This window comes from Ekhidna sp. (assembly GCF_039940915.1).
GTDB lineage: Bacteria > Bacteroidota > Bacteroidia > Cytophagales > Cyclobacteriaceae > Ekhidna.
Window position 1 is genome coordinate 1,383,308 of sequence record NZ_JBDVFO010000002.1, and the last position, 11,845, is coordinate 1,395,152.

9 protein-coding genes are annotated in these 11,845 nt (G+C 41.3%); 7 read left to right on the top strand and 2 right to left on the bottom strand.

Annotated elements, in window-relative coordinates:
• Window positions 1-361 precede the first annotated feature (361 nt).
• The 7 genes from ABJF57_RS11135 (at window position 362) to ABJF57_RS11165 (ending at window position 9,279) form a co-directional block, all read left to right on the top strand.
• Window positions 362-691 carry a PadR family transcriptional regulator gene (locus tag ABJF57_RS11135; RefSeq protein ID WP_462229013.1) on the top strand — a complete coding sequence of 110 codons (330 nt, stop codon included), beginning with the start codon at window positions 362-364 and terminating at the stop codon, window positions 689-691.
• Window positions 678-3,254: an FtsX-like permease family protein gene (locus ABJF57_RS11140; RefSeq protein WP_462229015.1), complete on the top strand. Its 2,577-nt coding sequence runs from the start codon at window positions 678-680 to the stop codon at window positions 3,252-3,254. The genes ABJF57_RS11135 and ABJF57_RS11140 overlap by 14 nt, the downstream gene beginning before the upstream one ends.
• A 48-nt stretch (window positions 3,255-3,302) precedes the next feature.
• Entirely contained in the window at window positions 3,303-3,542 is a 240-nt protein-coding gene (locus ABJF57_RS11145) for a CBU_0592 family membrane protein (RefSeq protein WP_462229017.1), read from the top strand.
• Entirely contained in the window at window positions 3,542-3,736 is a 195-nt protein-coding gene (locus ABJF57_RS11150) for a YwbE family protein (protein WP_462229019.1), read from the top strand. The genes ABJF57_RS11145 and ABJF57_RS11150 overlap by 1 nt, the downstream gene beginning before the upstream one ends.
• Window positions 3,737-3,869: 133 nt before the next feature.
• Complete coding sequence (locus ABJF57_RS11155) at window positions 3,870-5,591, top strand: OmpL47-type beta-barrel domain-containing protein (RefSeq protein ID WP_462229021.1); 1,722 nt, start codon at window positions 3,870-3,872, stop codon at window positions 5,589-5,591.
• 27 nt (window positions 5,592-5,618) lie between these two features.
• Window positions 5,619-7,334, top strand: a complete 1,716-nt coding sequence (locus ABJF57_RS11160; protein ID WP_462229024.1) for a tetratricopeptide repeat-containing sensor histidine kinase — start codon at window positions 5,619-5,621, stop codon at window positions 7,332-7,334.
• Between the two features lie 91 nt (window positions 7,335-7,425).
• Window positions 7,426-9,279, top strand: coding sequence for a cation:proton antiporter domain-containing protein (locus ABJF57_RS11165; RefSeq protein WP_462229026.1), 1,854 nt, complete (start codon window positions 7,426-7,428; stop codon window positions 9,277-9,279).
• Here ABJF57_RS11165 and ABJF57_RS11170 read toward each other — a convergent pair whose 3' ends face one another.
• Both ABJF57_RS11170 and tilS read right to left on the bottom strand, forming a co-directional pair.
• Window positions 9,280-10,491, bottom strand: a complete 1,212-nt coding sequence (locus ABJF57_RS11170) for an ABC transporter permease (RefSeq protein ID WP_462229028.1) — start codon at window positions 10,489-10,491, stop codon at window positions 9,280-9,282. It lies immediately after the preceding gene.
• A gap of 30 nt (window positions 10,492-10,521) precedes the next feature.
• The gene (gene tilS, locus ABJF57_RS11175) at window positions 10,522-11,832 is read right to left on the bottom strand and encodes a tRNA lysidine(34) synthetase TilS (RefSeq protein WP_462229030.1); all 1,311 of its coding nucleotides are present in this window, start codon (window positions 11,830-11,832) and stop codon (window positions 10,522-10,524) included.
• Between the last annotated feature and the right edge of the window lie 13 nt (window positions 11,833-11,845).

An 11,845-nucleotide genomic window follows, 5' to 3' on the forward strand; every position in this document is an offset into this window, starting at 1 on the left:
GAACATAGATGTCACCTGTCAATGATCAGGCATCAAGCCCAAAGAAGTCTTCAATTTTCGTATCGAGGGAGTTTAAAACTCTAGCAAACGTTTTCAAAGCAGGTTAACTTCTCCTTGCTCGATATGCCAATAATGTGATGGGCTAAATCCATTTTGAATCGTAAACTTTTCATAGTTCTTGATTTCTTTAGATTCTCTCAGCGAACGAATTCTTTTTCCAATTTTCCGTTGAAGTAGTATCTGAAAGATTAATCCTCTTTGCGCTCTTGCTTCTTCCCTTCATATTTCTATCCGAGTTTTTACATTACTTAAACATTTATTAATCATATTCGTATCCATAACTTAAACATTTATTAATCTAATGGAATCAATCGGATCACTAGAAGAAATTGTATTGATGATTTTACTCGGCAATGAGAAAATCAATAGTGTAGATATCGCCAAAGAATACGAGGGCGCACTGAGCAAAAACATTTCTATTCCTGCTATCCATGTGGTGCTTAAGCGAATGGAAAAGAAAGGCTGGGTCCGATCCGAATTTGGTGAACCTACCTCAGAACGAGGCGGAAGAAGGAAGCGTATTTACTGGGCCACACCAAAAGCCTACAGCCTCATAAGTGAGTTGAATGAAGCAAAAGCGAAATTATGGAAAGGTGTCACTAAACCATCCCTTCAATATGTCCACATATAACCCGCCCAAATGGGCAGATTGGTTAATTAAGAGACTTTGTGCTCCTCATCTGCTGGAAGAAATCCAGGGAGACTTGCATGAAGCCTTTCATTGGAGAGTAAAGCAACGGGGAATAACGCGTGCTAAATTTCTCTTCGTCTTCGAAGTAATCCGATTTCTTCGATTTTCTACTCTCAGACCTACTAACTATCTAAATCAATATCTCATGATGTATCAAAACTATCTTAAGACTGGCTGGAGGTTTCTCAAGAAACACAAACTCTATTCTGGCCTAAATATTCTTGGCCTCTCGCTCGGCTTATCTTTTTGCTGGCTAGCTTATTTGTACGCCAATGATGAGATGAGTTACGATAGGCATTTGCCAGATTACGAAAGGGTCTATCGGATTGTCTCTGACTTTCAACGAGGAGACGACATCCATTACATCGGAGGGAGTTCGAACCTAATGTCCGTTCAATTCCAGGAGAAAATACCTGAGATCGAAAGCATTGCCAGGTTCAAGTCGGATTACGGCTTGATAAGGAAAGGAGAAGAAGCTGTCGGACAATCATTCATACTGGCAGATTTAGCCATGGTGAATTTTCTCGACCTTGAATTTCTTGAAGGCACGGCCGCCACCTTTGACCAACCTGATGATGTCATCATCTCTGAGAGCCTCGCAGGTAAACTGGATCTTCGTGGAAAAGCGGTTGGCTCAATCATTTCACTCATCAGAGGTGAAGCTTTTGAAGACTTCATCGTGCGTGGGGTCTACAAAGACATCCCGGAAAACACATCGGTACGCAGAGACCTCATCATGTCCTACACCAACTACCTGGTAAACGCACCTGAGCGAAGGCTAACAACCTGGTATGACATAAACATGAACACGTTGGTAAAGCTTAAAGACCCTGCGGCTCTCGCGGTGGCTGAAGAAAAAATGAATGTTCTGCATCAGGAAAATGAACCAGATGTAGATGATGCCACAGTCAAAATCATACTTCAACCAATTACTGAAATCCATCTCAACAAAAAATATGGACACTACAATGGCATCTCGCGAGGTGGCAGCACAGCCATGATCAAACTTTTTGCTGGAATCGGACTCATCTGTTTGGTTATTTCCATGATCAACTATTCCAATTTCAATATCTCGCTATACATTAATCGTGCAAGAGAAGTGGCACTGAGGAAGGTCATTGGTGCTGAAAAAAGAAGTATTTTCAGTCAACTTATTACCGAGTCTTTCATGTCTTCACTACTTTCCGGAGGCCTTGCGCTGATCCTCATGATATTCCTCCTCCCTGGTTTTTCATCCTTTGTGCGAAAAGATTACGATCTGTCCTATCTCGCCGAATGGAATTTCATTTTAGGAGCGTTTGGCATATTAATAGGAGTTGCTTTCATCAGTGGTACCTACCCTGCTTCCGTGCTTTCCAGGTTTAAAATCATTAAAAGCCTGAAAGGTGAACAAAAAATTAAGTCCAGCAAATGGATTACTCAATCGCTGCTGGGCTTGCAGTTTATCATTGCCACGGTGTTGGTCGCAGGGATGCTCACCATGAAGAATCAAATTCAATACCTCACGACTTTTGATACCAAGATTGATCATGAGAATGTGATATACATGGACTACATCCAGGCGGAGGAAAGCCAAATAACCCCATTTGTACATGAACTGTCGCAAATGCCAGAAGTAGCAAGCGTGGCAGCTATTTCTAGCTACAACGGCACCCGAATGAAGGGTGAAACTCAATTTGATGTTCGCCATTTACGCATACACAATGATTTGATGAATCTGCTAGGCATCAATATTATAAAGGGCAGAAATTTCGATCCAAACATTGGCTCTGACGCCACTCAAGCTATTTTAGTGAACGAAGCTTTTGTTGCCAAAATAGGCCTTGAAAATCCAATCGGTGAAATAGTTCCTTTTGAATATGGTGATTTGAAAAACCCAAAAATCATCGGAATTGTCGAAGATTATCATTTTGAGTCGGCCAAAAATGCCGTAGACCCCCTGGTAATCTATCAAGCAAATGCATACCCTTTACAGTCTGTCTACCTAAAGCTCAGCGAGGGGACGGTGTTCAATCAAGAAAAGTTTGAGGCAGTATGGGCAAGGCACTTTGATCCATTCCCTTTTGAGTTCAACTTCCTAGAAGAAGTATACATGCAGGCATATCGTCAAGAACAACGCATGATGCAATTATTGGCAACCGGTTGTTTCGTTTCCATCTTCTTGGCTGCAATGGGTCTCTTAGGAATTGTCGGTCTACAGCTCAATCAACGATTGAAAGAAATAAGTATCCGAAAGGTGCTTGGGGCAACTTCAGGAAGTCTTTACAGGGTATTTACCAAGAAGTTTCTGCTCATCATCACCATCGGGCTGACTGGCGGACTGCTCATTGGCAACCTATTGATCAATAAGTGGCTGGAAAACTATCCTTATCATGTGGATCTGGGGATTGGAATCATAGGGCTTACCATCGCGATTACAATAACAATCGCTTTGATTGCTATTTTTTCGCAGGTTTTCAAAGTGGTAAGGACCAATCCTGTTCAATACTTGAAGGACGAGTAAGTATAATTCCAAAAAAGCGGCCTACTTTCGCCATTCAACGATTCGCTTATGTCCACATTAGAACTCATTGGATGGCTGGGAGCCGCCTGCTTACTCATTGGTTTTGCGTTAAATCTATTTCAGAAAATCCACGCAGATTCCAATGCCTACCTCTTTCTGAATCTAATTGGCTCACTTTTACTTTTGTACAATGCCTATTCGAATGGAGCTTTTCCTTTTGTGGCAGTCAACTTTGTATGGGTGATTTTTTCAGCTTATAAGTTGATCCAAATGAGAACCAAGGCTTGATGGACGGTACAAAAAGAAGCAACATCCACGTTGGATCTGAAGTAGCTGTGGTCCAAAAACACCATCAGCGTTCGGGCGAACTCACTGAAGGGATCGTGAAACGAATCCTTACCAAATCATCCGATCATCCACATGGAATCAAAGTAATGCTGGATGACGGAATTGTTGGGAGAGTTAAAGAAATTTTGGGGTAGTCACACATACCCTTTGTCGTAATATTCCCCTATTGGGTCGATGCGGTCTTTCAATCCGTCTTATAAAAAAAACGAAGGCCTCCTCTCCTGTATATATTAGTGAATGAATACCACTAAATAACCAAAATTAACCATGAGTTTCAGAATCATCAGCCTGTCAATACTGACACTACTTACCCTCGAATTGTTTTCACAAGAAAGCCCCATGCACGAGAAAAAGATTTACAAAAATTCGGAAGGGAAAGTATATGTAAATAAAGATCTCCCGGTTTACTTAAGTATCTCAACAGATCGAGAAGGAAGTGATAGCGAAATATTAGAAGGCAAAAACCCTACCTATAGCAGTCCGATGTATCTTGATTCAGAAGGCTACAATACCATCCGCTCCCCATGGCAGGTAGATCCTGAAACAAAAGAGGTTGTATATCCAAAAGCTGAAGTCATTTTTGAACTTTACGCCGACAGCAAGCCACCAAAAACCACAATCAATTTCAACTCTGAGAGCTTGGCAAACATTGAAGAAAAAGTTGTGATGCAAGCGGGTAACGTATCATTTTCCGTCACTGATGAAACTTCAGGAATTGAAGCAACCTACTATTCCATTGATAATGGCCCTTTCACGAAATATGCGGAACCTATCAATTTCAGTAATGAAAAATCGACTTCAATCAAGTACTATTCTGTAGACAATGTTGGCAATTCTGAGGAAGTATCCACAGCCTTGATTTTGATTGATAATTCAGCTCCTGTAAGCTCACTGGCCATAGACGGTGACCTCTCAGAAAATGTTTTATCTGAAAGGTCTGCCATCCTTCTGGATGCCAAAGACAACACATCCGAAAAAACTAAAATTTTCTATACCCTGGACGGTGGAAAAACCTACGTGTATTCAAGACCGATATCAATTGCCAATCTAAGCGAAGGAGAACACTCCATTTCGTATTTCTCAGTTGACGATGTAGATAATAATGAAGAAAAGAAAACCTATGATTTCTTTTTAGACAAGTCAGCACCAAGAGTAATCGACGAAATCATTGGTAACACTTTCATTGCCAATGGCAAAGAGTACTATTCTGGAAGAACCAAATTGAAGTTGGTGGCAATGGACAACAAGGCTGGCGTAAAAGAAATTAGATACTCCGTAAATGGAGGAGAGTTCAAATTGTATGAAAATCCATTTTATCTAACTGAGCCTGGAAATCTAAACATAGAAGTCTTGGTAATGGACAATGTGAACAACCGAACCAGAACCACTGAATTTTCAGATAAAAACAACTTGCTCAGTTATGTTGATTTGGCTGGGCCAAGTCTTCGCCATTCCGTGACCGGACCTTCTTTTACGGTAAAGGATACCATTTACATTTCTAAGGATACGCGTATCAACCTGAGAGGAACTGACAATGATTCAGGATTCAAAGAGATAGATTATCAAATCGACAATGGGGCATCAAGCACATACACTGAGCCGTTTAGTATCGAAAAAAGTGGTTTTCATGCCATTACATATAATGGATACGATAACTTATCTAACTCCAGCACAGAAAAAATGGTCTGCATTGTTGACAATGAAGGACCAGAAGTCTACAACAGGTTTAGCATCAACAGCAGCAAAACAAAAGATGTAGACGGAGAAAATGTGAATATCTACCCACCTCATGTGGTATTGTTTCTTTCCTCAACGGACAAAGGTGCTGGCTTAGACAAAATCAGCTATCAGATAAATGATGGCACCATGCTTCCATATCGCAGTTTGATTGAAAGTTTCAGAAAAAACACACTTTACCGGATCAATGTGTCCGTTGTTGACAAGCTCGGAAATGAAAATCAAGAAGAAATTGTATTCTACGTCGAATGATGGTATTAAATTTACCCCATGCTTAATATGAGTAAGTCCGCATTTTTATTCGTGGCTTTCTTATACATCGCCACCTACATCGCCGCCCAAGAACTGAACGAGGATGCTGCCAATCAGGTAGATCAATATGAGCAGGCTCTTCAAATGGCACTTGATGAAGGAAAGTATGACAATGCCGCTGGTGTGTGTGGGAAAATTGCCTATATCTATTGGAACAATAGAAAATTTGATGAATCAATATCATTTTTTGAAAAATCAATTTCCTACAACCAAAAAGTAGGAAACAATAATGGTATCAAAAGCGCGTATTTCAATCTGGGACTTGTACGGATTGACAATGAGCAGTATGAAGAAGCGCTGGAGTCGTTTGACCAAGGCATTGTACTTGCCAAAGAATTAAATCAAAAAAACTATGTCCTTTCCGGACTCATAAACGCTGCGTCGGTGAGTCAGAGCTTAGGTAGAAATCAGGCAGCAATTGATTTTGCAACCGAAGCATTGGACATTGCGCAGGAACTTGAAAACATCAATCTGACAAAAAGATGTTATGGCATTCTCTACGAATGTTATCAAGAGCTGGGTAATTCGGAAAAATCAATAGAATATTTCGACTTGTACTCCACAGTGGACAAGTTTCTGCGTGATGAGCAAGCCAAGAAAGTTCAATCTGAATCACAGCAAAAAGTAGCTGCTATAGCTACCGAAAAAGCTAAAACTGACCAAGCGCTCCAAAACAGGAACATTCAACTACAAGTAGCTCAGGATTCATTGCACAGAGCTCAGGAAATCGCTGAACGCCAGCAGCTTCAACTCAAGTTGAACGAGGTTACGCTAAGAGAACAAAAAGCGCAGCTCGAAAAAGAGCGACTGCTCAGAATTGGATTAATCGTAATCATAGGACTGACCCTTACTTTCCTAATTGTGCTTTATATCCAATACAGGCAAAAAAAGAAGAAAAACATACTTCTCGCGGAGCAAAATCAACAAATCAATAGGCAAAAAGAAAAAATTGAAAAGCAGGGCAACAACCTGTCTATCAAGAATGAAGAATTGTCGGCAGTAAACAAAGAGAAAAATCTAATGATGAGTATGGTGGCGCATGATTTAAAAAAGCCCATCAATGATTTAAGCTCGTTATCTCAAATTTTGGAGCAGTATGAAGACAAATTACCAGAAGATTTCAATCACCTGGTAAGCGTACTTAAGAAGTCTTCCAAAGGATACCGTGACATGGTTCACAAGATCTTGGATGCTGGCGCCATTGAAAGCAGGAAACTGAATGTAGTTCAGGAAAAGCTGGACATTCGTGATGTACTCGAAGACAATGTGCAATCACAAAGCTTGTCTGCATCAGAGAAAAAAATATCATTTGACCTTACGCACATCCCGGATGAGTCGTTTATCCGTGGAGACAAAATCTACCTCACCCAGGCTATTGAAAATGTCTTGTACAATGCGGTGAAGTATTCGCCTGAAGCTTCCACCATCTACTTAGGTGCACAAAAAAGTGATGAATCTTATGAAATATTCGTTCGGGATGAAGGTCCTGGTATGGACAAAGAAGACCTCACTTATCTATTCGAGACCTTTAGACCATTAAAAAACGGGGACTTAGAATCCACTGGTCTAGGACTTACCATTTCGCAGAAATACATAGAAGCCATGAATGGTGAAATTCGCTGCGAAAGTGAAGTAGGAAACGGTACGACTTTCTACATGGCTTTGCCTATCTGGGATAATTGATTTAGCCACTTTCTTTGCTGATTTTCATTCAGATTGAGTACTTCCTTAATAATTAATTATTTTGCCGGTTGCGCGCTACTGCAACTCAGCTATGGATATTAATTACGGACCTCTTTTTATTATTTTCATCATCGCATGGCTAGTGCCTCTTTTCCTCTCCTGGTTGGAGATATCAAAGGTGCCGGCAGTAGTCGTGAAAATCATTTTAGGGGTAGTCATCGGACCGTATGTTCTGGATCTCATGACGGAAACTCCATACATGGATTTTCTTGCTCAGACTGGCTTTCTGATCCTCATTTTCCTCGCAGGGTTAGAGATCGACATCAACAAAATCATCTCGTCATTTCCGAGAAAGTTTAAAATGTTTGATATGGTCAGCAACACCCTGATCATGGCGGTCATCATCTATTTCGGATCCCTCCTGCTCTCCTTGCCAGTTGCATGGCTCATCAATCAATTCATTACAATTGACATTGTCTTTTATACCCTCATACTTCCAACAGTCGCTGTGAGTATCACAGTACCTATCTTGAAAGCAGAAGGGGAATTAACACGCAGGTTTGGCCAGGTGCTTTTAATGCAGGGAGCCATCGCCACAGTGATGAGTATCATCCTGATAACCATTTACTCAGGCGTCCTGAAGAATGGCTTTCAAGTAGAACTCCTTCTTTTTTCAGTCATTTTTCTAGTCTTTGTGGTGACGTACATTCTAGGAAAGAAATTGCTGAAAGTTCGTGCATTTCAAAAACTGCTGTATACGTTGGAACATGCAGCCAGTCAGATCAGAGTAAGAGGTGCAGTGGTATTACTTCTACTATTCGTCGTAGTTGCCCATGTGATTGACACCGAATATGTGATGGGAGCCTTCTTTGCAGGAGCACTCTTAAGCATGTTTGTGAGCAAGGAACGTTCAGCATTGCTTTTTAAGCTGGATGGTATGAGTTATGGATTCTTCATTCCCATTTTCTTCATTATGGTAGGTGTCAACCTGGACCTTTCTGCCCTGACCAATTTCCAGGAATCCATTCCATTGATCCTCACGTTGATATTCAGTTTCTACTTCATTCAAATAATTCCTTCCCTTATCATGACCCGCATTTTCGGGATTAAAAAAGCGATTGCTGGTGGGGTGCTGAATACTGCTCGAATGGGACTAACCATTGCAGCAGCCCAGGTAGGATTATCGCTTGGCGTGATCACCACAGCTGACAATGCAGGCATCGTTGCGTCTTCCATACTCGTGAGTCTCATTTCTCCCTTTGTCTACCAACTATTTAACGAGGAAAAAGAGGAACATCATGGGATTTATATATTCGGAGGAAGCAGGGCAAGTCTATTTTTAGCGGAAAGGCTTCATCTGCACGATTCATCTTCAATCACCTACCTTCAAAATAAAGATATCGTTCCTGAGTTTGACAGAAAGGCGATTAAGCACATAGACGTTGAAAAAATCGACACCCAATTTCTGAACACACTCCACTTCCGACCAACCGACCTGATCATTGTATTGATGGAATCGCGCGTGTTGAATCTGGAAATCACGCGGTTTATCAAAAATGAGTTAAATCACAAAAAGATTATCACGCGTAAGCAAGCTGCATCTCACGACTTAATAGATCCGCAAGGTGATCTGAAAATAGTAGACCATGATGAAGTTCTTGCAAGTCACATTGAAGGAATGGTGACCCGACCAAACTCTGTCGGAACTGTGCAAGAGAGTTTCGGTATGTATCGGGTGGAAGAGATCCAAATCACAAAAAAAGAAATCCACAGAACCCTTGTAAAAGAAATTGCATTCCCCCATTCAGGATCGCTCGTTATACAGCGAAGAAAAGATGAAATATTCATTCCGCATGGAGACACTCATTTGCTTTTAGGTGACGTAATGACGGTGATTGGAAACACTGCGGCGCTCTCGGATTTCAGGAAGATTTTGGAAAACTAACTACTCTCTTCGGATTGCTTCAACAGGATCAAGCTTCGAAGCTTTCATGGCCGGATATGTACCAAATACAATTCCAACAAGTATTGACACGGTCATGATCACAAAAAGGGTATCAAGCGTATAGGCGGCCTCAAAAGGCATCTTCGTCAAGTATTTCACAATTGGTACCGCAACAAGCGTGAACAACACACCGAGAATTAAGCCCAGAAAGCTTCCAATAAAGCTGATACTCAGCGATTCTGATAAGAATTGAATCACAATGTCTTTCCGCTTCGCGCCCACTGCTTTTCTTACGCCAATTTCAGCTGTTCTTTCTGTCACAGAGATAAGTAAGACATTCATCACGCCGATACCTCCTACCAATACAGATATTCCTACAATCAATCCCATAATTATCCTGAACACCAAGAAGCCTTGATTGGCCTGCTCAACCCTGAATCCATTCGTCACTACTCTGAAGTCTTCAGCTCCATCGCCAAATTTTTTCTTCAGGAACTCTCTCACCTTGCCTTCTACCTCAGGAACTTTCACAACAGAAGGTGACACCAGAACGGCTCCAGGAGGCTTGGCCATCAATTGCTCATCCGATATCAGAGAAATTGGACAGAAGATCTCCAAATTAGTGGCCGGCGAATCAATGACTCCCACAATTGTATATTCAGTTTCTTTAAATGTGATTTTGTGCGATTCAGCAAACGCCAGTGTATCGATTGACATTGCTATGGCAAGCTCTCTTGAGATTACTACATTATTCAATTCCTGTTTAAGATCATCTCTTGTTAGAAACCTTCCTGCCACTTGTCTTAAACGGTCATTCCATTCATCAACTATGCCTGTAAGCAATACTCCCCGCTCTGTAGTATCGCCCAATTGAATAAACCCGGAATCCTGATACCTCAAATACCCTTCTACATCCTCCACGTATTCCATCATTTCTTTGAAAACAGGATAGTCAAAATAGTGATAGTCGGTTTTCTTCACGTTGATGTTATCCACTCTGCTGGTTGTGATGGTGGAAATCATAACACTTTCCAATGAAGTGGTCTGTGATATTTGATCATGTGCATACTTTTCCATGCCATCGATAAGGGATAAAATCGCAACAAGTGCACCAACACCTATCACCATCCCTAAAACCGAAAGTAGGGTGTGAAAAAGATTACTGCGTGCGTTATGAAAAGCAGCCTTAAAGGTGTGGATGATCTTTCGCATACATTCACGATGATGCAAGCATCAAAAATGTTACGTTTCCTTTTCGAAAAAAGAAATTCTTATGATCTCCGAAGTATTCTCAGAAATCTTGAATGCTTCCGAAATGCGTCGATTGATTAGCCATGCTACTCTGCTTTCGCATTCTAAAACCAATACTTTTTTCTTGGCAACAAGTGGAATCTTCGCATCGATTAAATAATCGCTAACCTTTTTTGAACCCCTCATGCCAAAGGGTTGAAATTTATCACCTTCTCTCCAGGGCCTTATCAGAAAAGGATATTTGAGTATATCTGCATCAAAATACGCCACATGAGATGCTCCAAAAACCACCTCTTCGTTGGTTACGAGTTCAACAATAATTCTGTGACCATTTAACTCATATTCTCCTGAGGTTTCAATCAGTATTTCCTCGGCAGGCTCGACATCTACGGCACCAATGAAAAGTGCATTCCTATCCATCGTGACAAGCCATTCATTCGTGGGGAAGCTTTTGCCTGATTTGCCTCGCGCTTCAAAAATCTCTTTGGACGTAACGTAGTTGACATCAAAAACAGCAAGAAGTTCTGCCAGGATCAATTCGTCTGAAGAATTCTTGATCCAATTTAAATCCAGCTCAAATCCGTTCTCTTTCTGCGTAAGAAATTGAGACCTTATGTCATCTACTCGTGCATTGACAATTGCTGATGCATGGGTCAACCTCTCGATAGTAAGTCCGAAATTTTTAAACAACGACGGGTTCAACTTGAGTAACTCAGGCACCACATCATGCCGTAGAAGATTACGATCATAATCTGTTTTGGAATTGCTTGAGTCTTCCCTCCATTCAAGCCCTTGCTCCATTGCATAGTCATACAAGTGCTGCTTCTCAGCAAAAAGCATTGGCCTGATGATATGGGCTTTTTTCATGGATATCCCGGCAACTCCTTTGATCCCCGTGCCTCTGGAAAGATTGATCAGTATGGTTTCCAATGAATCATTTAGGTGGTGTGCTGTAGCGATTTTGTCAAAATTGTGTTCGGCAACCAGCTCGTCAAACCATTGATACCTTGCTTTTCGAGCCTCTAGCTGAATGGAGCCCATGAGGTCGAAAGCTTTCACAAAACAGTTGATGCCGTTTTGATCTGCCCATTTCATCACAAAAGCCTCATCCCCGTCAGACTCATCCCCTCTGAGACCATAGTTGCAATGTGCCATCTCAAATGGTATTTTTTCGGCAAGAAATAGATGAGCCATCACCATTGAGTCCAGTCCTCCACTTACAGCCAATAACACTTTTTCACCTTTCTTTACCAAATGCTTGGCATGAATGAAATCATGGAACTGTTTTTGTAAAGAATGCACGTCTTGATCAGTT

Coding starts and splice junctions, on each gene's coding strand:
- ABJF57_RS11145 (WP_462229017.1), top strand. CDS start 3,303: ATGTCCACATTAGAACTCATTGGATGGCTGGGAGCCGCCTGCTTACTC.
- ABJF57_RS11160 (WP_462229024.1), top strand. CDS start 5,619: ATGAGTAAGTCCGCATTTTTATTCGTGGCTTTCTTATACATCGCCACC.
- ABJF57_RS11135 (WP_462229013.1), top strand. CDS start 362: ATGGAATCAATCGGATCACTAGAAGAAATTGTATTGATGATTTTACTC.
- ABJF57_RS11170 (WP_462229028.1), bottom strand. CDS start 10,491: ATGCGAAAGATCATCCACACCTTTAAGGCTGCTTTTCATAACGCACGC.
- ABJF57_RS11165 (WP_462229026.1), top strand. CDS start 7,426: ATGGATATTAATTACGGACCTCTTTTTATTATTTTCATCATCGCATGG.
- ABJF57_RS11155 (WP_462229021.1), top strand. CDS start 3,870: ATGAGTTTCAGAATCATCAGCCTGTCAATACTGACACTACTTACCCTC.
- ABJF57_RS11150 (WP_462229019.1), top strand. CDS start 3,542: ATGGACGGTACAAAAAGAAGCAACATCCACGTTGGATCTGAAGTAGCT.
- ABJF57_RS11140 (WP_462229015.1), top strand. CDS start 678: ATGTCCACATATAACCCGCCCAAATGGGCAGATTGGTTAATTAAGAGA.